The organism is Hydrogenophaga sp. (assembly GCF_050182545.1).
Classification (GTDB): Bacteria; Pseudomonadota; Gammaproteobacteria; order Burkholderiales; family Burkholderiaceae_C; genus Hydrogenophaga.
This window is the reverse complement of sequence record NZ_JBFXCD010000019.1, coordinates 49,034-74,578: the sequence shown is the minus strand read 5'-3', so window position 1 is coordinate 74,578 and position 25,545 is coordinate 49,034. Positions and strand designations below refer to the sequence as shown.

Below are 25,545 nucleotides of genomic sequence, written 5' to 3'. Positions count from 1 at the left end.
TGTTTGTTCGCCTCGAAGCTAAACCCGGCCAGGAGGCTGCGCTTGCCGACTTCCTGGCCAGCGCACTGCCGCTCGCCAACGCCGAGTCCGGCACCACGGCCTGGTTCGCATTGAAGTTTGGCCCTTCGACGTTTGGTGTGTTCGATGCCTTTGTCGATGAGGCAGGTCGCCAGGCACATCTGAACGGCCAGATCGCCGCGGCCTTGATGGCCAACGCAGCGACCTTGCTCAGTTCTCCGCCCAATATCGAGAAGGTCGAACTGCTTGCAGCCAAACTGCCTGCATGACAACTCGGCCTTGACCCAATCAGGTCACGCTGGAGGATGGGGGTCACACAGCCCTACGTGCGATCCCAACCTCCTTGCTGTCATTCTTGCAGTCTATGGATTTGACCTGCCCCCCGCCAGCCGTACCAAGCTGAAGTTAGTGAAGTCCGTCAACCACCAAGAGAATGACGGACATGAAGAAGAGCAGATTCACCGAGGAACAGATCATCGGTTTCCTCAAGCAGGCGGAGGCCGGTATGCCGATCAAGGAGCTGTGCCGCAACGGTGGCTTCAGCGACGCGACGTTTTACAAGTGGCGAGCCAAGTTCGGCGGCATGCAGGTCTCTGAGGCCCAGCGCTTGCGTGAGCTCGAATCCGAGAACGCCAAGCTCAAGCGGCTGCTGGCCGAGGCCCATCTGGACATGCACGCTCTGAAGAGCGTTCTGGGGGTAAAGCGCTAGCCCCACAGGTCAGACGCGAGGCGATCCGGATCATGGTCAGCGAGCACCATTTGTCCGAGCGCCGAGCGTGCCGTCTTGTGGGGCTCTCCCGCGACAGCTACCGCCATCCGCCGCAGGCCGATCAGGCCACCGTTGAGCTGCAAGAGAAGATCGTGGAGATCGCGCATGTGCGCCGGCGCTTTGGCTACCGGCGCATCCACGACCTCTTGAACCCGCAGTTCCCCGGTGTCAATCACAAGCGCGTGTACCGCCTCTACCGGCAGGCCAATCTGGCCGTGCGCCGGCGCAAGAAGGGCAAGCGGCCCATCAACGAGCGTGTGCCACTGCAACTGGCACGCACGGTCAACGAAGTGTGGAGCATGGATTTTGTGAGCGACAGCCTCTCAGGTGGCCGACGTCTGAAGTACCTCACCGTGGCCGACGACTTCAGCCATGAGAGTGTGGACATCGTGGTGGACTTCGGCATCTCAGGCCAATACGTCACCCGCATCCTGGATCGTGCTGCGTTGTTTCGCGGCTACCCGCAGGCTGTGCGTACTGACAACGGTCCGGAGTTCACCAGCCGGGCATTCATGGCATGGGCGCAGGCGCATGGCATTCGCCACATCCTGATCCAGCCGGGGCGCCCCATGCAGAACGGCTACATCGAGAGCTTCAACGGCAAGTTCCGTGACGAACACCTGAACGAGTGCTGGTTCGAGACCTTGTACCAAGCGCGAGCAGCCGTGGCCATCTGGCGGCAGGACTACAACGAGGTTCGACCGCACAGCAGTCTGGGGCGCATGCCACCGGCCCGCTTCGCCGAGCTGCATCGCCAGCGCGCTGGCGATGCAGCTCGATTCCCATCAACCCAAATACCCATCGAGTAATCTTGAACCCTGACTTCCACTTTTGATTGGTACGTCTACAGGGGGCAGGTCAGTCCTACGGGCATACGAGTACCGCCAAAACAGCTGGATCGCTCCGTCGGACAGCTTGCGCGCCTGCAGCGCGCCGCCTCGATCCAGGCGGCTGTGCAGTCAAGAAGACGCTACCATTGGGCGACAGGATGGCCACCGAGCCGAAAAAGAGTTGATCCTTTGCCAAAAATTGCGGCTGCTCTGGTGCCAGTCTGGTGCCGGTTTGGGCTGGCATGGCCTGGGACCGCCCGAGACTACTTTGGACGCAAATTGATGGTTTGCCGAAAGACCAAGGATGGCAAGTGGTATCAGGAGATGCCATACGGTCTCCTTTCCAGGGACTGTGAGTCCGTAGCTGTGTCGTATTTGGGACCCTTGCCATTCACCTCTGGCACTGAACTCTAGTCTAGTGGCCCGCTACTGCACCATACCATCGCTGATGGTGTACTCAGATAAATGACGAATCCCGAGGGTAAAGCCTCCGACCGGACTATATCGATGGAGTTGGTGGTACTTTTGGTGGTACTACAAACTCCAGACCAAAGAAAACTGAGGCTTTATGAGCCTTCTGGCCAATGATGTGAACGACGCCCTCGCCAGCATTGAGTCCCAGAGCGTTCCACAACGTCTCGCAAGACACCCTGAAAGCCCCGGCTGACCTTGTGTTCCGGGGCTTTCCTGTTTCTGGGCGCGGCTCGAGGGTGTCGACTTGAGCCTGTTCCTCTCCAAAACGGGTTATGGTCCTTACCTGTACCTGCGGCCGCTGCGGCATCCGCGGGTCCGTTTCGGTACCACCTGGAAGGAGACGTATGAGTGAAACCTACAACCCCATGAAGCCCGATGGAAGGGTCAATCCCATCGACACCGACTACAAAGTGGGCCAGGACAACATCGTGGTCAAGCTGGGTCCGCTGGGGCTGGACATCCACAACCGGGTGTTCGCCATCTCGGGCCTGGCCGTGATTGCGTTCGTGCTGCTCACGCTGACGTTCCAGACGGCGGCCGAACCGATGTTCTCGGCCCTGCGCGGCTGGTTGACGTCCAACCTGGACTGGTTCTTCATCGGTGCGGGCAACATCTTTGTGCTGGTCTGCCTGGGGCTGGCCCTCTCGCCGCTGGGCAAGGTGCGCCTGGGTGGCACCGAAGCCAAGCCGGACTACAGCTACCTGGGCTGGTTCTCGATGCTGTTTGCCGCAGGCATGGGCATCGGGCTGATGTTCTATGGCGTGTCCGAACCGCTGTCGCACTTCGGAAGTTCCATGGGCGGCACGGCCCTGGAGAACGGCGCCCGCACCGATTGGGCGCCGCTGGCGGCCGCGGCTGGCGATGCCGATGCTTCACGGCGCCTTGCCATGGCGGCGACCATCTACCACTGGGGTCTTCACCCCTGGGCGATCTACGCCATCCTGGCACTCGGCCTGGCGCTGTTCTCGTTCAACAAGGGCTTGCCACTGACCATCCGTTCGGTGTTCTACCCGCTGCTGGGCGAGCGCATCTGGGGCTGGCCCGGGCATGTGATCGACGTCCTGGCGGTGCTGGCGACGATGTTCGGTCTGGCCACCTCACTGGGGTTGGGCGCGTCCCAGGCCGCAGCAGGTTTGAACCATCTGTTCGGCGTCCCGCTGGGTGAGACCACCCAGATCGTGCTCGTCATCGGCATCACCGCCATTGCGCTGATCTCCGTGCTGGCCGGCCTGGACGCCGGCGTGAAGCGGCTGTCCGAGATCAACATGGTGCTGGCGATCCTGCTGCTGGTGTTCGTGATCGCAGTGGGCCCGACGATCGCCATCCTGACCGGGTTCTTCGACAACCTGGGTGCCTACCTGCAATACCTGCCGGCGCTGGCCAACCCGGTGAATCGCGACGACGCCAACTTCTCGCAGGGCTGGACCGCGTTCTACTGGGCATGGTGGATTTCCTGGTCTCCGTTCGTGGGCATGTTCATCGCCCGCGTCTCACGCGGTCGCACGGTGCGCGAGTTCATCATCTCGGTGCTGATCGTGCCCTCGCTCGCCTGTGTGCTGTGGATGACGGTGTTTGGTGGCACCGCCATTCTTCAACTGGTGAACGACGGCTATCAGGCCGTGGCTGGTGCCGACCTGCCGCTGCAACTCTTTCTGATGCTGGAGGTGTTGCCGTTGGCACAGATCACCTCGTTCCTGGCCATCGTGCTGGTGGTCGTGTTCTTCGTCACCTCGTCGGATTCGGGCTCGCTGGTGATCGACGTGATCTCCGCCGGCGGCAAGGTCGACGCGCCCACGCCGCAGCGCGTCTTCTGGTGCGTCTTCGAAGGGCTGGTGGCCATTGCACTGATTCTGGGTGGTGGTCTGGTGGCGCTGCAGGCCATGGCGGTCTCCACCGGGTTTCCGTTTGCGGTGGTGCTGCTCGTGGCCACCGTGGCAGTGGTCAAGGGACTGGCGTCCGAACCCAGGGCCTGATGGGTGCTGAATGGACGACGAGCAGCACGACATCGTCGGGTTCCTGAGGTTGCATGCGCCGTTTCGGGACCTTGATGAAGACACGCTCGCACGCATTGGCTGTGCCATCGATGTGCGCTACTGCAAGGCGGCCACCCGCATCGTCGAGTTCGGTGAGGAGGCGCAGTTCTGGCACATCGTGCGCAGCGGCGTGGTCGAGGTCTACCGCCGTGACGGCACGCTCTACAACCGCCTGACCGAAGGGGGCTACTTCGGCGAATTCGGTCTGCTGCACCGCAAGAAGGTGCGTTTTCCCGCCGTGGCGCAGGAGGACACCCTGCTCTACCTTCTCCCCGAGCCGGTGTTCACCGAGCTGTTCGAGGGCAATGAGGCCTTCGCCGACCAGGTGGAGATCGAGGACCGCACGCGGCTGCAGAAGGCGGTCTCGCGCCAGCAGTCCGGCAACACCCTGCTGTCGGCCACGGTGGGCAGCCTGGTCGAGCGCGCGCCCGTGACCGTGTCGCCACAGGCCAGCGCGCGGGAAGCCGCCCAGCGCATGACCGAGGCTGGCGTGTCATCGCTGTTGCTGGTGGACGAAGGCACGCAGGCCGTCGGCGATGGCGCAGCCGTGGCGCGGATGGCCGGCATCCTGACCGACCGCGATCTGCGCAGCCGCCTGCTGGCCCAGGGCCTGCCGCAGAGCACGCCGGTGGTGGACATTGCCAGCACCGACGTGATCGCCATCGAACACAAGCAACTGGTGTTCGAGGCCATGGCACTGATGCTGCGCCACAAGGTGCATCACCTGCCCGTGACCCGGAGCGGCCAGCCTGTCGGGGTGGTGGCCTTGTCCGACATCATCCGCTTCGAATCCGGCAACAGCCTGTTCGTGGTGGGCCGCATCGGTCGCGCGCAGAGCGTGGACGAACTGCAGGCCCTGGTGCCCGAGGTCCGCACCAGCTTTTTGCGCATGCTGGGTGAGCATGCCAGCGCCCGCGTGGTGGGAAGTGCCATGTCCGCCATCGGACGGGCGTTCAAGCAGCGCCTGCTGGAACTGGCCGAGCAGTCGCTGGGGCCGCCGCCCCTGCCTTACTGCTTTCTGGCGCTGGGCTCCATGGCACGGCAGGAGCAAGGCGTGGTCACCGACCAGGACAACGCCCTGGTGCTGGACAACCGCTTCGACCCCGCCCGCCACGATGCCTGGTTCGAAGGCCTGGCGCGCTTTGTCACCGAAGGCCTGGCGCGCTGCGGCTACCCGCTGTGCACCGGCGATGTGATGGCCATCAACCCGCGCTGGCGCCAGCCGCTGCGCGTGTGGCAGGCGTATTTCAGGGACTGGATCGAAAAGCCCAGCGCCGAGGGCCTGCTCAACAGCAGCATCTTCTTCGACCTGGACGGCGTGCACGGTCGCACCGAGTGGGCCGACGGCCTGCGGCATGACATCGCCCGCCAGGCGCGACAGCACCCGCGTTTTCTGGCCAGCATGGCACGCAATGCCCTGCTGCGCACGCCGCCCCTGGGTTTCTTCAAAGGTTTCGTGCTGGAGGCCGACGGCCGCCACAGCGCGGGCATCAACCTCAAGCGCAGGGGCACCGCGCCGCTGACCGACCTGATCCGGGTACACGCCTTGTCGGTGGGCTCGGAGGCGATCAACTCGTTTGACCGTCTGGACGACGTGATCCGCGCCAACGTACTGTCACCGGGGCGGGGACCCGACCTGCACGACGCCCTGGAGTTTCTCTCGTTCGTGCGCTTCCGCACCCAGGCCGAGGACCTGAAAAATGATCAGGAACCAGGCAACACAGTGTCGCCAGAGCGCATCTCGGAGTTCGAGCGCAAGAGTCTGCGCGACGCCTTCCTGGTGTTGGACCAGGCGCAGGACTACCTGAAGTTCCGGCACCAGTCGGCGCGCTGAGCCCCATGCTGCACGCCGAGATGTTGCGCGATCTCAAGCCCGCGGCAGCGAGCGCCGATGTGGCGGACTGGCCGGCTCGCTTTACGGCGCTGCACCAGGCGGCGCGCGACCCGCGCCTGCGCGCCTTCTACGCCGCTGGCGCAGTGGCTGGCGACACTCCATTGCAGGACGTTCCCCTGCTCGCGCTGGACGTGGAAACGACCGGACTGAACCCCTCCATCGACGGCATCGTGAGTGTGGGCCTGGTGCCCATGACACTGGACCGCATCCGGGCCAGCCAGGGCCGGCACTGGCTGCTCAAGCCCCGGGTGCCACTGGACGACGAGGCCATCACCCTGCACGGCATCACCCATCAGCAGTTGAGCCAGGCCCCGGATCTGGACGATGTGCTGGCGGAGTTGCTGTCCATCATGGCAGGCCAAGTGATGGTGGTCCACTGCCGGGACATCGAACGCCAGTTTCTTGACCACGGCCTGCGCCGGCGCCTTGGAGAGGGCATCGAGTTTCCCGTCATCGACACCATGGCGCTGGAGGCGCGCCTGCACCGCCGCGCGCGCCCTTCCCTGTGGCAGCGCCTGTGGCGGCCGGCTCCCGCGCCCGTATCCATCCGGCTCGCGGCCAGCCGGGCACGCTATGGTCTGCCCCGCTACCGCTTGCACCATGCGCTGTCGGACTCGCTGGCGTCGGCCGAACTGCTGCAAGCCCAGGTGGCGCATCGGTTCAGCCCGCAGACCGAACTGCGCGAACTGTGGCACTGAGCACCTCGTCGCGCTCCGTGTCACCTTGTGTGCCAGCAGCCCGTCCGAGTCGTGCTGACGATGAGATTCACGCCACCACCGCGCGCATGCGGTCCAGATCGCGTCTGTAGCGTGTGGCCAGGCCGACCTTCTGTCGCTCGGTGAGGATCTTGCCCGACAACTGGAAGAACTTGCGCTCCTCCTCCCGCAGATGATGGTGCACCTCGTGCGAGAGCTTTCTGGCGTGCACCCGCCAAGCCGCGGGCTGGTCGCGCACGGTCTCCATGGCTTCGACGCATTCATCGATCTCGTGGTGTTCCGCCAATGCGTGACGGGACGATTTCAGTCCCATGTCGTCGAACAGGATCTGGGCATACAGATACCGCTCCTCGGCGGCCGCGTGGGCGGCGAGTTCAATGCGCAGCGCGTCAAATGCAGCCAATGCGCGCGGGTCACCTGGCTTGAGTCGCAGCAAGCGGCGACACAGCTTTCGCTGGGTCTCGTGGCTCTCCCGCAGCGCTTCGTAGATGTTGTCCATGCGGATCTCCTGTTGCCGTCTTGAAATGACCCGACCACGGTAGCGCAAACCGGTGATGGGGGCTGTAGGACGCGACCGCAAGCGGCTCCCGCATGCGCGTGCAAGCCCCCAAAGAAAAAGCCACCCGAAGGTGGCTTTTTCGATCAGACCGAAGCGCGGGATCAGCGGATCACGGCCAGGGTGGTGCGCGCGCCGCCCTTGTAGGTCATCAGCGTCAGTGCGCCGTTCTTGATGTCGCCCTTTTCGTCGAAGGCGATATTGCCGGTCACGCCCTTGTAGTTGGTGGCCTTGAGTGCGGGCAGGTAGACCTTGGGGTCGGCAGAGCCGGCGGTGACCATGGCGTTGGCCATGACCTTGACAGCGTCATAGACGTACGGGGCGTACACCTGAACGTCGGCACCGAACTTGGCCTTGAAGTCGGCGCGGAACTTGTCCATGCCTTCCTTCTGCTCGCCTTCCACGCCGCCGGCTTCCGCGCAGAACACGGTTTCGTCGCCCATGCCGTCGCCGGCCAGCTTGGGCAGCTCGCTGGAGCAGATGCCGTCGCCGCCCATGAACTTGGCTTCAATGCCGAGCTGCTTCATCTGCTTGAGCATCGGGCCGGCCACGGCGTCCATGCCGCCGAAGAACACCACGTCGGGCTTCTTGGCCTTCAGGGTGGTCAGGATGGCGTTGAAGTCGGTCGCCTTGTCGTTGGTGAACTCGCGGCCCACCACCGTGCCACCAGCTGCGGTCACGCCTTTTTCGAACTCGTCGGCCACGCCCTGGCCATAGGCCGTGCGGTCATCAATCACGGCCACGTTCTTGGCCTTGAGGGTTTCCACAGCGTACTTGCCGAGTGTGCCGCCCAGGTGCACGTCGTCAGCCACCATGCGGAACACACCGGCGTAGCCCTGGCGGGTGTACTTGGGGTTGGTCGCGGAGGGCGAAATCTGGGGAATGCCGGCGTCGTTGTAGATCTGCGAGGCCGGGATGGTCGTGCCCGAGTTCAGGTGACCGATCACGCCAGCGACCTTGGCATCGACCAGCTTGGTGGCGGCGGCCGTGCCCTGCTTGGGATCGGCGGCGTCGTCCTCAGCCAGCAGCTCGAACGTGACAGGCGCGCCACCCATGGTCAGGCCAGCGGCGTTGAGCTCTTCAATCGCCATCTTGGCGCCGTTCTCGTTGTCCTTGCCGAGGTGAGCGATGGCGCCGCTGGTGGGACCAACGTGACCGATCTTGACGACCTGGGCTGCAGGCGCGGGAGCGGCCGCAGGAGCAGCAGCCGGGGCTGCTTCTTCTTTTTTGCCACAAGCGGCAAGCGCGACAGCCGCCGCGATGACGGCCAGTTTGATGTTCAGTTGCATGGTTTTCCTCGGAAAGGATGGGAAGTTGAAATGCGGAGGGAACTTTTTTTTCTCCACGCCCATAAAGATACTCCAAAAAGCACGCGGAAATCACGCGGCTCGGCGCCCTGTCAGCGGTTCGAGGGTTTTCCCAAAGCCCTTCATCTGCCCGAACGGCGCACCGACGCCTCGCATCTCACCCGGGACTTTCAGTCCTGGGGCGAGAGTTGCAGGTCGTGCCGCTGTGGCTCGAAGCCCAACATCTTGTAACGCTTCCAGCGTTCACGGGCCTGGTTGCGGTCGACTTCATCGGCGGTGACGATCTCGATCACCCGGTCGAAGCGCTCGTGGCCAGGGGGCATTTGTGCCCGCAGATTCACCAGCACCGACGCCCCATGGGTGTCAGACGCTTCACATGCGAGGTGGATCGGCGAACGGACCTGCACCAAGGTCGGATCGCCAGGGCCGCTGTGTGGCACGAACTCTCCGGCACCGCGGGTCCAGAGCGCGGCGTCCAGCGCCGCGCGCTCGCCCTCTTCAACCAGCACCAGCACGCGCGCGCCTTTCAGATAGGCCTTGCGCAGCAGGCGGCAGGCGTAGCCCAGCCGGTCAGGCGCGTTGAAATGAAAGGCGACTTCGGTCATGGTGGCTTGCACAACGGCCCCTCTGCGGGCGTGTCAACCCCCGGTGGTCTTTCGAGACTTCTTCGCGCTCGCGCGAGTTGCAGGTCGTGTCTTGTCGGTCGCGGCCTCGTCAAGCAGGTACTGCAACAGCAACGACACGGGTCGCCCGGTGGCACCTTTGGCCGCACCGCTTTTCCACGCGGTGCCGGCGATGTCCAGGTGGGCCCAGGGCAGCTCGGCGGTGAACTTCTGCAGGAACTTGGCTGCGGTGATGGCGCCACCGGCGCGCCCGGCCACGTTACCCATGTCGGCGAAGTTGGACTTGAGGCCCTCGGCGTATTCGTCGTCCAGCGGCATGCGCCAGCATTGATCCAGCACGGTTTCCCCGGCCTGGAAGAGCGCCTGGGCCAGATCGTCGCGCGTGGAGAACAGCCCCGAGCGGACACCGCCCAGCGCAATGACGCAGGCCCCGGTAAGGGTGGCGATGTCGATCACGCTGCGCGGCTTGAAGCGCGCCGCATAGGTCAGCGCGTCGCAGAGAATGAGACGGCCTTCGGCATCGGTGTTGAGTATTTCGATGGTCTGCCCGCTCATGCTGGTGACCACATCCCCGGGCTTCACGGCCATTCCATCGGGCATGTTCTCGCAACTCGGGATCAACCCCACCACATTGATGGCCGGCTGCAGCCCGGCCAGCGCGGCGAAGGTGCCGAGCACGCTGGCTGCGCCACCCATGTCGAACTTCATCTCGTCCATTTCGGGTGCTGGCTTGAGAGAGATGCCACCTGTGTCGAAGGTGATGCCCTTGCCCACGAGCACCACGGGCGCAGCGCCCTTGGCCCCACCGCTGTATTGCATGACGATGAAGCGCAGGGGTTCGGCCGAGCCCCTGGCCACCGCCATGAACGCGCCCATGCCCAGCGCCTCGACCTGCTTCGGTCCGAGCACTTCGGTCTTGATGTTGGGTTGACGGCCGAGCTTGCGCGCCGCATCGGCCAACATGGAGGGTGTGGCGTGGTTGGCGGGGCGGTTGGCCCATTCCTTGGCAAATTCCACCCCCGCGACCAGCGCACGACCCGCTTCAAAACCGGCTCGCACGGCGCCGCTGACCTGCGCCACACCCAGAATCACCTGCCGCAAGGCCCGTGCCTTCGCCGAGGGTTTGGTGGCGGTGTAGACATAAGAGCCATCCGCGCAGGCCTGCACCGCGGCACGCACCGCGTCAGGCGCCGCATCGAACAGGCTGAGCACCAGCCCGAGCTTTTTCACACCAGGCAGCTTGAGCGACGCCACGCCCGCCAGAACGGCCTTGCGCACCGAGGTGGCCGAGCCATCGCCCACGCGCAGCAGCAGAACCCGCGGGGCGGCGAACCCGGTCGGGCGGTAGCAGGCGAGCATCTTGGCCACACCACTCTCCAGATCACCGTGCTTGATGGCGCCGGTCACAAGGTCCGCCAGGGCACCACGTTCACCCTTTCCGGCGAACGCATCCGGTACCAGCACCAGCAAGGCGTCGCAGACCATCCGGGTGGCCTGCTGGGGTGAGAGGGATTTGAGTTCAAAGTCCATAATCGTGTTTTCCTGTTGTCGATCGATGTTATTCCATTCTTCCATTCGCAAAGAGCTGGCGCGCAGTTTCGGCGCCACGCTGGTGGTGCTGTTCACCATCGTGCTGACCATGCTGCTGATCCGCACGCTGGGCCTGGCCTCCCGGGGCAGCGTGAACCCCGAGGAGATCGCACTGGTGCTGGGCTACACGGTGATCGGCCGCATGCCGACCATCCTCACACTGGCGCTGTTCATCGCCATCGTGTTCACGCTCTCGCGCATGTACCGCGACAGCGAAATGATCATCTGGTTCGCCAGTGGTCGCTCGCTCGGGGGGTTTATCGGTCCGGTGATGCGTTTCTCGTGGCCCATCCTTCTGGTGATCGCGCTCATGGTGTTCTTTGTCTGGCCCTGGGCAAACCAGCAGACCGACAACCTGCGCGACCGGTTTGAACGCCGTGGCGACCTCGAACGCATCGAACCCGGCCAGTTCCAGGAATCATCGAGCGGGCGGCGTGTGTTCTTTATCGACAAGGACACGGCCGACGGAACGGAGGGGCGCAACATCTTCATCTCCAGCACCGAAAAGGATGGCAGCGAAACCGTGACTTCGGCGCGCTCGGGGCGCATCGAATGGCTGGGCGAGCGTCAGTTCCTGATGCTGAACAACGGTCAACGACTGGAGTCCGAACCTGGACAAAGCGGCCTCAAGGTGAGCGAGTTCGAGGAGTACGGCACACAGATCGGGGCATCCACCATCAGTGAACGCGGCGAAGCCCTCAAGGCCCGAAGCAGCTGGGATCTCATCGCCACGCCCAACAGCGCCAACCTGGGGGAGCTCGGCTGGCGCATCGGCCTGGCCATCACTGCTTTCAACTTCGTGCTCATTGCCGTGGCCACGACCACCGGAAACCCACGGGCCGGTCGGGGAGGCAACCTGTTCTTCACCTTGTTCGCTTTCGTGTTCTATTACAACCTGCTCAACCTGGGCCAGAGCTGGGTGGCCAGCGGCCAGGTCAGCCTTGCCGGCTACATGCTGACGCTGCACGGCGGTGTGCTGGCCATCACCGCGTTCTGGATGTTCATGCGACACCAGAACATGAGCGTGCGCGGCTGGATCAACGCGCGACGCGCTCAGCGCGCCAGAGCGCTGGAAAGTGCTGCGGCATGAAGACCATTCGCCGCCTCATCTATGGCGAGGTCTTCTCCGCTGTGTTCTTCGTGCTGCTGGCCTTTCTGTCGCTGTTCTTCTTCTTCGATTTCGTCGACGAGCTGCCCGCCCTGGGCAAGCCCTCGGCGCTTGATCCGGCGCTGGTTTATGAAGTGCCGCACGCCCTGCTGTACGTGGGACTTCTCATGCCCAGCCGCATTTACGAGCTGCTGCCGATCGCGGTGCTGATCGGGTCGGTTTTCGTGCTCGCGCGGCTGGCGCAGGGCTCCGAATACACCATCTTGCGCACCAGCGGCCTGGGGCCGTGGCGCGCACTGCGCACGCTGCTGGGTCTGGGCGTGGTGTTTGTGGTGCTGACCTTTGCCATTGGCGACTACCTCGCCCCCCTGTCCGACAAGAACGCACAGCTGCTCAAGGCACGCTACCAGGGCAACATCAGCCTGGGCCAGACCGGCGCCTGGCTCAAGGAAAAGCAGCCGTACAGCAACTTCTCGGTCAACGTGGGCTCCATGTCGCCGCAGGGTGAACTGGGCAATGTGCGCATCTTCGAGTTCAACAACCAGGGTTTTCTCGTCTCCACGGTGCACGCCCGCACCGGGCAGATCGAAGCCGATGATTCCTGGACGCTGCGTCAGGTGCAGCGCCGCGAATTCGATACCGCCGGGCAGTCTTCCGCGCGCGTGCAGCGCGGCGACCTGGAGAGCTACCGATGGCCCAGTGGCATCAATGCCGAGATGGTGTCGGTGGCGCTTCTCAAGCCCGAGCGCATGCGCACCGCAGACCTGTTCGGCTACATCCGCCACCTGGAGGCCAACGGCCAGACCGCGCAGCGCTACGAGATCGAGTTCTGGCGCAAGGTGTTCTATCCTTTGAGTTGCTTGGTGATGGTGGTGCTGGCGCTGCCCTTTGCCTACCTGCATTTCCGATCCGGCAGCATCACCGCCTACGTGTTCGGCGGGGTGATGATCGGCATCAGTTTCTTCCTGCTCAACAACGTGTTCGGCTATATCGGCAACCTCAACCAATGGCAACCGTGGCTGGCGGCGGCTTCGCCAGCACTGATCTACTCGGTGTTTTCGCTCGGCGCCTTTGGGTGGCTGGTGCTTCGGAGGTAGGTGCGATGCTCGGAGTCATAGTCCTGGCCCATGGGTCGCGCGACCCCCAGTGGCGTCGCCCGGTCGAGGCGGTGGCGCGGCAGATCGGCCTCGGTGACGGGTCCGCCCTGGTGTCCTGCGCTTACCTTGAATTGTGCGAGCCCGATCTGGCCGAGGCCGCGCACCAACTGGTCGCTCAGGGTGCGCGCAAGGTGCGCGTGCTGCCGCTGTTCTTCGGCATGGGCAAGCACGCGCGCGAAGACCTTCCTGTACTGGTTTCCGAGCTGGTGCGCGCGCATCCGGCCGTTGCTTTCGAACTGCTGCCCACCGCGGGCGAAGACCCACGCCTGACCGCCCTGCTTGCGCAAATCGCGCTGGAGACCACCGCATGAACCTGCACCAGTTCCGCTTCGTGCAGGAGGCGGTGCGCCGCAATCTGAACCTCACCGAGGCCGCCAAGGCCCTGCACACCTCGCAGCCTGGTGTGTCCAAGGCGATCATTGAACTGGAGGACGAACTCGGCATCGAAATCTTCGCGCGCCACGGCAAGCGCATCAAGCGCGTCACAGAGCCCGGCCAGCAGGTTCTCAAGAGCATTGACGTCATCCTGCGCGAGGTCAATAACCTCAAACGCATCGGCGAGCAGTATTCGGCCCAGGACAGCGGCACACTCTCGATTGCCACCACCCACACCCAGGCGCGCTACGTGCTGCCCGGGCCGGTGGCCACTCTCCGACAGGCCTATCCCAAGGTGGGCATCAGCCTGCACCAAGGCTCGCCCGATCAGGTGGCCCGCATGCTGATGGAAGAGGTGGCGGAAATCGGTATGGCGACCGAGTCTTTGGTGAACTACCCTGAACTGGTCACCCTGCCCTGCTATGAATGGCAGCACGTGCTGGTACTGCCCTTCGACCACCCCTTGCTCGAGCGCGAGCGCATCACGCTCGAAGACCTGGCGTCTCTGCCGCTGATCACCTACCACCCCAGCTTCACCGGCCGCACCCGCATCGACCAGGCTTTCGCGCTGCGCCATCTCAAGCCCAACATCGTGCTTGAGGCGATCGACTCGGACGTGATCAAGACCTACGTCAAGCTCGGCATGGGCGTTGGCATCGTGGCCGAGATGGCAATGCAGGGTGAAAACCAGACGCCCGACCTGGTGGCGCGGCCCGCCGGCCAGCTGTTCGGCCACAACCTCGCGCGCGTGGCCTTCAAGCGCGGCACCTACCTGCGCCACTTTGTGCTGCGCTTTGCCGAACTGCTGAGCGGGCGCCTCTCGCGCGATCTGATCCTGCGCGCCATGAGCGGCACCCCTGACGACTACGAGCTATGACCCCATGAGCCTGAATCCTGCCCGCACGCCGGTCCCCATTTCGCGCCTGCCCCATGTGGGCACCACCATCTTCACCGTGATGTCGGCGCTCGCGGCCGAGCACGAAGCGGTCAACCTGGGTCAGGGTTTCCCCGATTTCGATTGCGACCCGGCACTGGTGGATGCGGTGACCCAGGCCATGCGGGCCGGCCACAACCAGTACCCGCCCATGCCGGGCGCGCCCGCTCTGCGCCAGGCGATGGCGGCCAAGATGCAGGCGCTGTACGGCCTGACCTGTGACCCGACCACCGAAATCACCGTGACCGCCGGCGCCACGCAGGCCATCCTCACCGCGATCCTGGCGATCGTGCAGCCGGGTGACGAGGTGATCGTGCTCGAACCCTGCTACGACAGCTACGTACCCAATATCGAGCTCGCGGGCGGCGTGGCCGTGCGTGTTCCGCTCACGCCGGGCAGTTTCCGGCCCGACTTCGACCGCATCGCGGCCTCCATCACGCCGCGCACCCGGGCGCTGATCATCAACAGCCCGCACAACCCCAGCGGCACGGTCTGGAGCGCGGCGGACATGCAACACCTGCAAGCGCTGCTGGCGCCCACCGACGTGCTGCTGATCAGCGACGAGGTGTACGAGCACATGGTCTTCGACGGCCAGGCCCACCAGAGCGTGGCGCGGTTCCCGGGTCTGGCCGCGCGCGCCTTCATCGTCAGCAGCTTCGGCAAGACCTACCACGTGACGGGCTGGAAGGTCGGCACCGTGGTGGCCCCGGCGGCGCTCATGGCCGAATTCCGCAAGGTTCACCAGTTCAACGTGTTCACTGTGAACACGCCGATGCAGCACGCCCTGGCAGCCTACATGGCCGACGCGGCGCCCTATCGAGAACTGCCCGCTTTCTACCAGCGCAAGCGCGACCTGTTCCGCGGCGGTCTGGCCGCCACACGCTTTCGCCTGCTGCCCGGGGAAGGCACCTACTTCCAGTGCGTGGACATCTCGAATTTGGCTGTGCCGGAGCGCGACCTGCCCGAGGCCGACTTCTGCCAGTGGCTCACGAAAGAAATTGGCGTGGCCGCGATACCGCTCTCCGCCTTCTACGGCAACGGCTTCGACCAACGCGTGGTGCGCTTCTGTTTCGCGAAGAAGGACGACACTCTTCGCGAGGCGCTCACCCGGTTTGCCAGGCTCTGAGCCTGCGCCCCGCCCGGTCACGGCGTCTCGCCGTTCAGCACCGCACCGGGTTGCGACAGAAGCGCGCGAGTTCCCGCACGACGGCCGGACTGGAGACGGTATGACGCGCGCGCGGACCCACCTCCAGGCTGAGCTTCATTTCGTACTTGCGGAAAAAGTCGTCGAACAGCTCACCGCCCAGCGTGCCGGTGGCCGCGAGCGTGTCGGTCTTCGCATCGTGCTCGAGCAGCACCGCGCACAGCGGCTGCTCGGCCGGCCCGCCCAGCACCTGGGCACCGCGCGCGGGGTCGTACTGGCTGTGGTCGGCACAGCAATGAATCAGGTCATCGCCCTTGTCCGGCGTCTGGGGGTTCAAAACCCCACCCTTGCGAAAGCTGATGAAACTCAACTCACGGGTGGGGTACACCAGCTTGTGCGCGCAGATGGCGGAAAACGCCACCAGGCTGCGGCCAGGCCCCACGCCACCTGGCCACTGGTAGCGCTGCTTGTCGCGCGTGAGCAGTTGCGTGGCCAGGGCCGGTTTGCCCAGTTCAAGCAGGAACACCGGCGTGGCCTCGAACGGATAGTGAAACACGTAGTTGGTCTGCGGCCTGAGGCTGGCGGCCTTGAGCGGCTGTCCCAGTTCATCCAGCAGAGGCACGCGCGCGTAGGCGCGTGGTCGTGCGTCCGCGGCCCAGGCCTGCACCGCAAGCATCGCGGCGAGCGAACCACCACCGCCCAAGGCACAGGCTTCCACAAATTCGCGTCGGTCCATGGTCAGCATCCCATGATGAATCGACGGCCAGAGATGGCCGACGCCATGCAGTGAAACGCAGGAGATCGGGCGCTGTCAACCAGTGCCGCAATACACCTGTGCTGTGGTGGGTCTGAGGGAATGGTGGATTCGCGCCACGTTTGTCAGTGTGACGCGGGTCACGCCCGGCGCACCTGATTGGGCACCGATGACCGATATCACGCCCGCCGTGCATCCGGCACCACGATACTCGCGTACCTCGTACAGGCCGGGCGTCGACGCTGCGGCCGCCACCCGATTTGTTGATGGAGACCCCGACATGCAGCGCACCAGCACCGCCACCCGTTCCAGAGGCCCGAACCGCAGGGTGCTGCGGTGGCAAGCCTGCGCGCTGCTGGTCGTGGGAGGCCTGGTCTGGGGCTTGACCGGACAGGCCCATGCCGCCGCCAGCCATGCCGTGGTGGAAGCCGTGCAGTTGCCCGCCTGGGTGGAGCGCGGAGGCCAGCGCCGCGCCGCCGAACCCGGCGCGCGGTTGCGCGCCGAGGACAAGGCCATCACCGTCGACGGCTCCCGCATGCTGCTGCGCATGGACGACAAGAGCGTGATCAAGCTGGGCGAGCAGACCGAATTCCTGATCCAGTCGATCGACACGCGCCCCGGCAGCGCCACGGCTCCGAGCGAACAGGCGAGCGCCTTCAAGCTGCTCAGCGGCGTGTTTCGCTACGCCACCGACTACACCAGCAAGGCGCTAGGGAACAAGCGCGAACTGAACCTGGAACTGGCCACCGCCACTGTGGGCATTCGTGGCACCGACTTCTGGGCCATGACCGACGCCGCGCACGACGCGGTCTGCGTGTTCGAAGGCAAGGTGGCCGTTGAGCGCGACGACAAGCCACAGATCAACCTGGACAAGCCCGGAGCCTTCTGGGTCGTGTTCACCGGTCAGCCCGAGAAGCCTGCCGGCCAGGCCACCCCCGAGCAACTGGCCAAATTCATCGGTCAGGCGGAGATGCAACCCGGCAGCGGCATCGTGCTGCAAGGTGGTCGCTGGCGTGTGGTGGCGGCCACGCTGGCCAGCGTGGCCGACGCCGCCGGTCTGCGAACACGCTTGCAGGCGGCAGGGTATCCGGCGGACAAGGTGGCCCGGGGCGGCCGGCATGAAGTGCGCATCAACCAGTTCGCCACGCGCGAGGACGCCGGGGCGGTGCTGTCTCGCCTGCAAGCCGATGCGTCGCTGGGCGTCACCGCCGGCCGCGTGGCGCTTGCCGGCCGCTGAGGTTTCGGTCGTGGCCGCTCAGGCGTTGACCTGAGCCCAGGCCTTGTCGAGCCGCTTGATGCTCACAGGTTGGGGTGTTCGCAGTTCCTGCGCAAAGAAGCTCACGCGAAGTTCTTCCAGCAGCCAGCGCAACTCCTGCAGGCGTGCATCCTGCACACCCTTGCGCTCGGCCACGAGTCGCCAGAAACGCTGATCCTGGGGTCGCAGCTCGGCCATGCGCGCGGCATCGCGGGCCGGGTCGACGCGCAGCTTGTCCAGGCGCAGTTGCACCGCCTTCAGGTAGCGCGGCAGGTGCTGCAATTGCGCGTAAGGCGTCTGCAGCAGGAAGCGTCTGGGCACAAGACGCTGCAACTGCAGCGCAATGTCAGATGCCACGTCCGCCGACGGCTTGCCATCCTTGAGCTTGCGCGCGGCGGCCGCGTACTCGGCGAGCACGGTGCCGGCGGTGCGCGCCACCTCGTTGGCGATGAGCGTCAACCGCCCACGCCCCTCTTCCACCCGCCGCTTGAAGCCGGCTTCGTCCACCGGCAGCGGGTCACCCAGAAAGGCGCGGTCCAGCGCCAGTTCGAGAATCTGCCCGCGCAGCTGTTCCAGCGTGCCCCCTGCGCCCGACTCCTTGCCGACCTGCATGTAGGCCACGCCCATGGCCTGCAGGCCAGGGAGGTTCTTTTCGAGGTATTTCAGCGCGTCGCGGATCTGCAGCGCACACAGGCGGCGCAAGCCTTCGCGGTGGCGCGCCTGCGCCACGTCGGGCTCGTCGAACACCTCGACGCGCACAGCGTCGCCGTCGTCCACCAGCGCGGGGAAGCCGATCAGGGTCTGCCGCCCCTGCTGGATTTCCATCAGCTCGGGCAACTCGCCGAAATCCCAGCAGGTGTGGCGCTGCGAGGCGTTGGCCGGCTTGGCGCCCCCACCCTTCGGGACCGGCTCGGCTTGAGGGACTGGCCCCCGCGCCCCGCCCTCCCCCAGATTCCTCCCGGAAGCAGGCAAGGAAGATTGATCGCCAGGGGACGAGATGTCCCCCAGCTTGAGTTGTGCCAACGCCTGAAATGCTCCGCGCGCCTGCGCGCCCAGGTCGGCCTTGAGCGCCGCGAGGTTTCGGCCCTGGCCCAGTTGACGACCGTGCTCGTCCACCACCCGCAAATGCATGAAGTGGTGTGGGCTGAGCATGTCGACCTTGATGTCGTTGCGCTGGATGTCGAGTTGCGTGGCGCCCCTCACGAGCTTGAGCAGTGCATCCATCAGGTTGCCGGAGGCGAACGTGGCCGGCTCGCACAGCGCCTGCGCGAACCGCTCTGCCGTGGCGGGCAGCGGCACCAGGCGCGAGCGCGGCCGCTGGTGCAGTGTCTTGAGCAGCGCCAGCAGTTTGTCCTTGAGCATGCCAGGCACCAGCCAGTCGCAGCGGTCTTCGCTGGCCTGGTTCAACGCGAAGATCGGTAGCGTGACCGACAACCCATCGCGGGGGTCGCCCGGCTCGTGCAGATAGTGGCAGGCGCAGTCCACGCCACCCAGGCGCAGGGTTTTCGGAAAGGCCTGCGTGGTGATGCCCGCCGCCTCGTGGCGCATGAGCTCCTCGCGGGTGAGAAACAGGAGCTTGGGGTTTTCGCGCACCGCGTCGCGGTACCAGCGCTCCATTGTGGCACCGTTGCAGATGTGCGAAGGGAGTTGCTGGTCGTAGAAGGCGTAAATGAGTTCGTCGTCCACCAGCACGTCCTGGCGGCGCGACTTGTGCTCCAGCTCGGCGACCTGGTGCACCAGTTTCTGGTTGGCGGCCAGGAATGACAGACGCGTGTCCCATTCACCGGCCACGAGCGCCTCGCGGATGAAGATCTCGCGCGCGCCCGCCGGGTCCACACGGCCGTAGTCGGTTCGGCGGTTGTTGTAGACCACCAGGCCATACAGCGTGGCGCGCTCGAGTGCCGTCACCTGGGCGGCTTTCTTCTCCCAGTGCGGGTCGAGCAGTTGCTTCTTGATCAGGTGCGCACCCACCTGCTCCAGCCAGAGTGGTTCGATGCCGGCAATGCCACGCCCGAACAGGCGCGTGGTCTCCACCAGCTCGGCGCAGACGATCCAGCGGCCAGGCTTCTTGCTCAGATTGGCGCCCGGGTGGCGGTGGAAGCGGATGCCCCGCGCCCCCTGGTACCAGTCCTCGGTTTCGCTTTTCTGGCCCACGTTGCCAAGCAGCCCTGCGAGCATGGCCAGGTGCAGCTGTTCGTAGCTGGCCGGTGTGGTATTGAGCTTCCACTGGTGTTCGGCCACCACGGTGTGCAACTGGGTGTGGATGTCGCGCCACTCGCGCACCCGCCGGACGTTGATGAAGTTTTCGCGCAGCAGGTTTTCGTACTGGCGGTGGCTCAGTTTGTGGTCCTTGCCATGCCCGCCCTTGGAGTCCTCCAGCCATTTCCACAGTTTGAGCGTGCCGCTGAACTCGCTCTTCTCGTCGTCGAACTTGGCATGCGCCTGGTCGGCCTGGGCCTGCTTGTCCAGCGGGCGGTCCCGCACGTCCTGCACGGACAGCGCCGACGCGATCACCAGCACCTCGTCGAGCGCGCCGCGCTGCTGTGCTTCCAGGATCATGCGACCCACGCGCGGGTCCAGCGGCAGGCGTGAGAGCGCCTGACCGATGGGGGTGAGCTCGTTGGCATCATCCACCGCGTTCAGCTCCGCCAGCAACTGGTAGCCGTCGACGATGGCGCGTTTCTGCGGTGCCTCGATGAAGGCGAAATCCTCCACCGCGCCCAGGCGCAAGGCCTTCATGCGCAGGATCACGCCGGCCAGCGAGCTGCGCAGGATCTCAGGGTCGGTGAAGCGCGGCCGTGCCTGGAAGCCGGCCTCGTCGTAGAGGCGGATGCAGATGCCGTCGGCCACGCGGCCGCAGCGCCCGGCGCGCTGGTTGGCCGCGGCCTGGCTGATGGGCTCGACCATCAGCTGCTCCACCTTCTGGCGGAAGCTGTAACGTTTGACGCGCGCGGTGCCGGCGTCGATCACGAAGCGGATGCCCGGCACCGTGAGCGAGGTCTCTGCCACATTGGTCGAGAGCACGATGCGCCGGTTTCCGTGCTCCTGGAAGATGCGGTCCTGCTCGGCCTGCGAGAGGCGCGCGAACAGCGGCAACACCTCGGCATTGCGCAAGGCAGGGATGTGGCTGAGGTGCTTGCGCAAGTGGTCTGCGGCCTCGCGGATCTCGCGCTCGCCCGGCAGGAACACCAGGATGTCGCCTCCTTGACCCCCGCGCCACAACTCGTCCACGCCATCGGCAATGGTATGGTTGAGGTCGTGCTCGCGGCTTTCTTCGAATGGTCGCCAGCGCACCTCGACAGGAAAAGTGCGGCCCGAGACCATGAGCACCGGCGCGGGGCCGCGACTGGACGCGAAGTACTGCGCAAAACGGTCCGCATCAATGGTGGCTGAGGTCACCACCACCTTCAGGTCGGGCCGACGCGGCAACAGCTGGCGCAGGTAACCGAGCAGGAAGTCGATGTTCAGGCTGCGTTCGTGCGCCTCGTCGATGATGAGGGTGTCGTAGGCGCGCAGGTCCGGGTCGGTCTGCGTCTCGGCCAGCAGGATGCCGTCGGTCATGAGCTTGACCGAAGCGTCCTTCGAGAGCCGGTCCTGGAACCGCACCTTGTAGCCCACCACCTCACCCAGTGGCGTCTTCAGCTCCTCGGCAATGCGCTTGGCCACGCTGGAGGCAGCGATGCGCCGGGGCTGCGTGTGGCCGATCAACTGGCCGCGCTGTCCCGGCCTGGCGTTGCACTTGCCGCGCCCCATGGCCAGCAGGATCTTGGGCAACTGCGTGGTCTTGCCCGACCCGGTTTCTCCACAGACGATGACCACCTGGTGCTCGCGCAAAGCGGCTTCGATCTCGTGGCGGCGGGCCGAGACAGGCAGGGTTTCGGGGAATTCGATGTACAGCGCCGCCTGATGGGCGGGATGGGAAGGGGAATTGACAGAGTCGGTCACTGCGGTATTATCGCAGGCACAGGTTCACGTGTGACACGTGTTTTCGTGCTCATTTTCGGAGAATGCCGCCATGACCAATCTGACCATTTCCATCGACGAAGCCGTGGTGCGCCAGGCGCGTGTGCGCGCCATCCAGGAAGGCACTTCCGTAAGCGCCAAGGTGCGCGACTTCCTGGCCGCCTATGCACAGGGAGACCAGCCCCAGCAAGCCGCCGCGCAGGCGTTCATCGCTGCGGCCCGCAGCAGCCAGGCCAATCGGTCCGCACAGCGCTGGAGTCGCGCCGACGCGCATGATCGCGCCTATCCCGGCCGCTCATGATCAGTTTCTTCGACACCAACGTCCTGGTGTATTGCATGGATGCGGGCGACCCGGTGCGACAGGCACGCGCCATCGACCGCTTCGCCCAGGCCTGCGCCCGGGACACGGTGGTGCTGAGCGCCCAGGTGTTGCAGGAGTTCTATGCCATTACGACACGCAAGCTCGTGCCAGCGTTGTCCGCCCCCGAAGCCCAGGCCCAGATCGAACGGCTGGCAAGCTTTGAAGTGATGGGCAGTTCGGCGGGCAGCCTGCTCGAAGCCACACGCCTGGCCGCCCGTTACCAGCTGCAATGGTGGGATGCGCTGATACTCGAAGCCGCCTTGCGCGCCCAGGCTGATGTGCTGGTGACCGAGGACGGTCAGCATGGCCAGCGTTTCGGCGCACTGACACTGGAAAACCCCTTTCTGTAAATCCGAGCTGCGCCCCATGTCCACCGTCTTCAACTTCACCTTCGTTCCCTGGTTCCGCTCGGTCGCGCCGTACATCCACAAGCACCGTGGCAACACCATCGTGGTCGGCATCGCGGGAGAGGCCATCGCGGCCGGCAAGCTGGAGAAGCTGGCGCAAGACCTCGCGCTGATTCAGAGCATGGGCGTGGATATCGTGCTGGTGCATGGTTTTCGCCCGCAGGTGAACGAGCAGTTGCGGCTCAAGGGCCATGAAGCGAAGTACTCGCACGGCATGCGCATCACCGATTCGATCGCGTTGGACTGTGCGCAGGAGGCCGCGGGCCAGTTGCGCTACGAGATCGAGGCCGCGTTCAGCCAGGGGCTGCCCAACACGCCCATGGCAGGAGCCACGGTGCGCGTGATCTCCGGCAACTTCATCACCGCGCGCCCCGTGGGCCTGATGGATGGCGTGGATTTCCAGCACTCGGGACTGGTGCGCAAGGTGGACACCGAAGGCATCCAGCGCACGCTCGACATGGGCGCCATGGTGCTGCTTTCACCGTTCGGTTTCTCGCCGACGGGCGAAGCCTTCAACCTGACGATGGAGGACGTGGCGACCTCGGTGGCGGTGGCGCTGCAGGCCGACAAGCTGATGTTCCTCACCGAGGTGCCGGGCATCCGCGTCGACGAGGCCGATCCCGCGAGCGACATCGACACCGAACTGCCGCTGGCCGACGCGAAGAAATTGCTGGCCGCCCTGCCCGCTGCCACGCAACCCACGGACACCGCCTTCTACCTGCAGCACTGCATCCGCGCCTGCCAGGGCGGTGTCGAACGCAGCCACATCCTGCCCTTCGCGGTGGACGGCGCGCTGCTGCTGGAGATCTACACGCACGATGGCATCGGCACCATGGTGGTGGACGAAAAGCTGGAGAGCGTGCGCGAAGCCACCATGGACGACGTGAGCGGCATCGTGGCGCTGATCGAACCGTTCGAGAAGGATGGCACCCTGGTCAAGCGCGACCGCACGGAGATCGAGCGCGACGCAGGCTACTACACCATCATCGAGCACGACGGCGTGATCTTCGGCTGCGCCGCGCTCTACCCCTACCCGGAGTCGCGCACGGGCGAAATGGCCGCGCTCACCGTTTCGCCCGACACGCAAAGCCAGGGCGACGGCGAACGCTTGCTCAAGCGCATCGAAACCCGCGCCAGGGCGCAGGGCCTGCAAAGCATCTTCGTGCTCACCACGCGCACCATGCACTGGTTCATCAAGCGCGGCTTCGTGCAGGTCAATGCCGACTGGCTGCCCGAGGCGCGCAAGCGCAAGTACAACTGGGACCGCAAGAGCCAGGTGCTGGTGAAGAAGCTCAACTGAAGCGACGCCGACCAGGCCCGTTCGCGTTCAGGCAGACGGTCGCTTCACCCAGAGGGCCACCGCCAGCAGGGTGATGGCCGAGAAGCACAGGAAGGACCAGTTGGCGATCGACAGGCCGAGAAAGGTCCAGTCGATCACGGAGCAGTCGCCGCTGCCGCGAAAGATCATCGGGATGGCGCGGCGCAGCGGAAAGGCTTCGATCATGCCGAAGAAGTCCCGTCCGCAGCTCAGGATCTCGGGCGGATTCCATTGCAACCAGCTCTGGCGCGCCGCGACAAACGCGCCGAACGCCGCCAGCACGCCCATCTTGATCACGCCGGCGTAGAGCAGGAAGCGGGGCTTGAGCAAGGCCGACACGCCGGCCACCAGGGCCACCGCCACGAGCGCGTAGCGCTGCACGATGCACATGGGGCAGGGCTCCAGCCCCACCACATGTTGCAGGTACAGGCCAAATGCGAGCATGGCCACACAGGCTGCCGCGGTCATGCCCAGGACGCGGCGGGGGTGGTGCGCCAGCGGCGCGAACACAGGAGAAGGCAAGGTGGCGATCAAGAAAGGTCCTGTTGGTGGAGGAAGGCCGCTGTGCGGGACTGTGCAATGAGCCCGCAGCCCCGCGGCAAGTTCCCTCTGGCGCCTCAGCCTACGAAGGCGCGTTCGATGACGAAGTCGCCCGGTGTGCTGGTGTTGCCTTCCTTGAAGCCCCGCTTTTCGCACAGGGCCTTGAGGTCACGCAGCATTTCGGGGCTGCCGCAGATCATCACGCGATCTTCGGCCGGGTTGAGCGCCGGAATGCCCAGGTCCTTGGCAATCACGCCATCGGCCAGCAATTGCGGAATGCGGCCCTGGTGCATGAAAGGCTCGCGCGTGACCGTGGGGTAGTACAGCAGCTTCTGCCGGACCTCGTCGCCCAGGAACTCATCGTGCCTGAGTTGCTCGGAGATGAGCTCGCGGTAGGCCAGTTCCTTGACCTGGCGCACGCCATGGATCAGCACGACCTGCTCAAAACGTTCGTACGTCTCGGGGTCTCGAATGATGCTCATGAAGGGCGCCAGACCCGTGCCCGTGCCCAGCAGGTACAGACGCTTGGCAGGCAGCAGGTAGTCGATCAGGAGGGTGCCGGTGGGTTTGCGGCCGACCACGATGCTGTCTCCCACCTGAATGTGCTGCAGGCGCGAGGTAAGCGGTCCGTCCTGCACCTTGATGCTGAGGAACTCGAGGTGGTCGGCGTAGTTGGGGCTGACGATGCTGTAGGCGCGCAGCAGCGGTTTGCCGTCCACGCGCAGGCCAATCATGGTGAAGTGGCCGTTGGAGAATCTCAGAGAGGTGTCGCGCGTGGTGGTGAAGCTGAACAGCCGGTCGGTCCAGTGGTGGACACTGAGCACGCGCTCTTCCAGAAATGCACTCATGAGAAATCCTGATGGGGTCTGATCCCGATATTGTAGAAAGCCGGTCCGGCCCGGCCGTGTCCAGGGCGATGGACCAGCCACATGGGCTGGCGGGGCACCGAAACCTTGCTACAGTGGCGGGCTTTCCGCACGCGCAGCAAGGCTCCACGCAATTGCCGGCGCGACGCGCCAGCGAACAATGTCCCGGATCATGCCGGCGATCGATCAGTTCCGGAACGAATAAATTCTTCAGTTCCTTATAACCACACCACATAAACCCATCGCAAGGATGTCCTCCATGGCACGCACCGTTCACTGCATCAAGCTCGGCAAGGAAGCCGAAGGTCTCGACTTTCCACCGTATCCCGGCGAGATGGGCAAGCGCCTGTACGAGAACGTGAGCAAGGAGGCCTGGGCCGCCTGGCTCAAGCACCAGACGATGCTGCTCAACGAGAACCGACTCAATCTGGCCGATGCACGGGCACGCCAGTACCTGGCGCGCCAGATGGAAAAGCACTTCTTCGGTGACGGGGCCGACGCGGCCACAGGTTACGTGCCCCCGTCCGACGACAAGCCCTGAAACGCGCCGTCC

General features: G+C 64.9%; 23 protein-coding genes. 15 read left to right on the top strand and 8 right to left on the bottom strand.

All coding sequences use genetic code 11. From position 1 onward, the window contains the following. The 5 genes from AB7P10_RS17060 to AB7P10_RS17040 all read left to right on the top strand — a co-directional run. Positions 1-287, top strand: a 287-nt coding sequence (locus tag AB7P10_RS17060) for a putative quinol monooxygenase (protein ID WP_428295053.1), incomplete at its 5' end; no start/stop codon positions are given. 173 nt (positions 288-460) lie between these two features. After that, a protein-coding gene (locus AB7P10_RS17055) for an IS3 family transposase (RefSeq protein ID WP_428295052.1) occupies positions 461-1,596 on the top strand; the annotation gives its coding sequence in 2 pieces (ribosomal slippage) (positions 461-713 and positions 713-1,596; 1,137 coding nt in all). Positions 1,597-2,435: 839 nt separating this feature from the next. Then, positions 2,436-4,064, top strand: coding sequence for a BCCT family transporter (locus AB7P10_RS17050; RefSeq protein ID WP_428295051.1), 1,629 nt, complete (start codon positions 2,436-2,438; stop codon positions 4,062-4,064). Between the two features lie 10 nt (positions 4,065-4,074). Beyond that, entirely contained in the window at positions 4,075-5,958 is a 1,884-nt protein-coding gene (locus tag AB7P10_RS17045; protein WP_428295050.1) for a DUF294 nucleotidyltransferase-like domain-containing protein, read from the top strand. Positions 5,959-5,963: 5 nt separating this feature from the next. Then, positions 5,964-6,716: a 3'-5' exonuclease gene (locus tag AB7P10_RS17040; protein WP_428295049.1), complete on the top strand. Its 753-nt coding sequence runs from the start codon at positions 5,964-5,966 to the stop codon at positions 6,714-6,716. 67 nt (positions 6,717-6,783) lie between these two features. Here AB7P10_RS17040 and AB7P10_RS17035 read toward each other — a convergent pair whose 3' ends face one another. The 4 genes from AB7P10_RS17035 to AB7P10_RS17020 all read right to left on the bottom strand — a co-directional run bounded on the left by AB7P10_RS17035 (position 6,784) and on the right by AB7P10_RS17020 (position 10,750). Then, positions 6,784-7,233 carry a hemerythrin domain-containing protein gene (locus AB7P10_RS17035; RefSeq protein WP_428295048.1) on the bottom strand — a complete coding sequence of 150 codons (450 nt, stop codon included), beginning with the start codon at positions 7,231-7,233 and terminating at the stop codon, positions 6,784-6,786. A 161-nt stretch (positions 7,234-7,394) separates the two neighbouring features. Then, positions 7,395-8,579 carry a branched-chain amino acid ABC transporter substrate-binding protein gene (locus tag AB7P10_RS17030; protein ID WP_428295047.1) on the bottom strand — a complete coding sequence of 395 codons (1,185 nt, stop codon included), beginning with the start codon at positions 8,577-8,579 and terminating at the stop codon, positions 7,395-7,397. Positions 8,580-8,767: 188 nt separating this feature from the next. Next, on the bottom strand, positions 8,768-9,202 hold the full coding sequence (locus tag AB7P10_RS17025; protein WP_428295046.1) for a DNA polymerase III subunit chi: 435 nt from the start codon (positions 9,200-9,202) through the stop codon (positions 8,768-8,770). 33 nt (positions 9,203-9,235) lie between these two features. Then, positions 9,236-10,750, bottom strand: a complete 1,515-nt coding sequence (locus AB7P10_RS17020) for a leucyl aminopeptidase (protein WP_428295045.1) — start codon at positions 10,748-10,750, stop codon at positions 9,236-9,238. A gap of 25 nt (positions 10,751-10,775) precedes the next feature. Between AB7P10_RS17020 and lptF the strand changes: the two genes are divergently transcribed. From lptF to AB7P10_RS16995, 5 genes are read left to right on the top strand one after another with little or no spacing between them, the layout of a single operon-like run. Then, positions 10,776-11,900 carry an LPS export ABC transporter permease LptF gene (gene lptF, locus AB7P10_RS17015; protein ID WP_428295044.1) on the top strand — a complete coding sequence of 375 codons (1,125 nt, stop codon included), beginning with the start codon at positions 10,776-10,778 and terminating at the stop codon, positions 11,898-11,900. Continuing rightward, positions 11,897-13,015 (top strand): LPS export ABC transporter permease LptG, encoded by a 1,119-nt coding sequence (gene lptG, locus AB7P10_RS17010; protein WP_428295043.1) that lies wholly within the window; start codon positions 11,897-11,899, stop codon positions 13,013-13,015. The genes lptF and lptG overlap by 4 nt, the downstream gene beginning before the upstream one ends. 5 nt (positions 13,016-13,020) lie before the next feature. Next, positions 13,021-13,386: a sirohydrochlorin chelatase gene (locus tag AB7P10_RS17005; RefSeq protein WP_428295042.1), complete on the top strand. Its 366-nt coding sequence runs from the start codon at positions 13,021-13,023 to the stop codon at positions 13,384-13,386. Next, positions 13,383-14,327, top strand: coding sequence for a CysB family HTH-type transcriptional regulator (locus AB7P10_RS17000; RefSeq protein ID WP_428295041.1), 945 nt, complete (start codon positions 13,383-13,385; stop codon positions 14,325-14,327). The genes AB7P10_RS17005 and AB7P10_RS17000 overlap by 4 nt, the downstream gene beginning before the upstream one ends. A gap of 4 nt (positions 14,328-14,331) precedes the next feature. Beyond that, positions 14,332-15,510, top strand: a complete 1,179-nt coding sequence (locus AB7P10_RS16995) for a pyridoxal phosphate-dependent aminotransferase (RefSeq protein ID WP_428295040.1) — start codon at positions 14,332-14,334, stop codon at positions 15,508-15,510. Positions 15,511-15,544: 34 nt separating this feature from the next. Here AB7P10_RS16995 and AB7P10_RS16990 read toward each other — a convergent pair whose 3' ends face one another. Next, complete coding sequence (locus tag AB7P10_RS16990; protein ID WP_428295039.1) at positions 15,545-16,264, bottom strand: (2Fe-2S)-binding protein; 720 nt, start codon at positions 16,262-16,264, stop codon at positions 15,545-15,547. A 298-nt stretch (positions 16,265-16,562) separates the two neighbouring features. On the opposite strand from AB7P10_RS16990, the gene AB7P10_RS16985 reads away from it, so the two are divergent. Continuing rightward, complete coding sequence (locus AB7P10_RS16985; protein ID WP_428295038.1) at positions 16,563-17,519, top strand: SPOR domain-containing protein; 957 nt, start codon at positions 16,563-16,565, stop codon at positions 17,517-17,519. An 18-nt stretch (positions 17,520-17,537) separates the two neighbouring features. Here AB7P10_RS16985 and hrpA read toward each other — a convergent pair whose 3' ends face one another. Further along, positions 17,538-21,482: an ATP-dependent RNA helicase HrpA gene (hrpA, locus tag AB7P10_RS16980; protein WP_428295037.1), complete on the bottom strand. Its 3,945-nt coding sequence runs from the start codon at positions 21,480-21,482 to the stop codon at positions 17,538-17,540. A gap of 70 nt (positions 21,483-21,552) precedes the next feature. Here hrpA and AB7P10_RS16975 point away from each other — a divergent pair, with 70 nt between their 5' ends. The 3 genes from AB7P10_RS16975 to argA are packed head-to-tail and all read left to right on the top strand — an operon-like array spanning position 21,553 to position 23,568. After that, complete coding sequence (locus tag AB7P10_RS16975) at positions 21,553-21,801, top strand: DUF6364 family protein (RefSeq protein ID WP_428295036.1); 249 nt, start codon at positions 21,553-21,555, stop codon at positions 21,799-21,801. After that, complete coding sequence (locus tag AB7P10_RS16970; protein WP_428295035.1) at positions 21,798-22,211, top strand: PIN domain-containing protein; 414 nt, start codon at positions 21,798-21,800, stop codon at positions 22,209-22,211. The genes AB7P10_RS16975 and AB7P10_RS16970 overlap by 4 nt, the downstream gene beginning before the upstream one ends. A gap of 16 nt (positions 22,212-22,227) precedes the next feature. Next, the gene (gene argA / locus AB7P10_RS16965; protein ID WP_428295034.1) at positions 22,228-23,568 is read left to right on the top strand and encodes an amino-acid N-acetyltransferase; all 1,341 of its coding nucleotides are present in this window, start codon (positions 22,228-22,230) and stop codon (positions 23,566-23,568) included. A gap of 27 nt (positions 23,569-23,595) precedes the next feature. Here argA and AB7P10_RS16960 read toward each other — a convergent pair whose 3' ends face one another. After that, on the bottom strand, positions 23,596-24,096 hold the full coding sequence (locus AB7P10_RS16960; protein ID WP_428295054.1) for a disulfide bond formation protein B: 501 nt from the start codon (positions 24,094-24,096) through the stop codon (positions 23,596-23,598). A 107-nt stretch (positions 24,097-24,203) separates the two neighbouring features. Continuing rightward, a complete protein-coding gene (locus tag AB7P10_RS16955) occupies positions 24,204-24,974 on the bottom strand; it encodes a ferredoxin--NADP reductase (RefSeq protein ID WP_428295033.1) in 771 nt (256 codons plus the stop codon). A gap of 277 nt (positions 24,975-25,251) precedes the next feature. Between AB7P10_RS16955 and AB7P10_RS16950 the strand changes: the two genes are divergently transcribed. After that, positions 25,252-25,533, top strand: a complete 282-nt coding sequence (locus tag AB7P10_RS16950; protein ID WP_428295032.1) for an oxidative damage protection protein — start codon at positions 25,252-25,254, stop codon at positions 25,531-25,533. Positions 25,534-25,545: the final 12 nt, after the last annotated feature.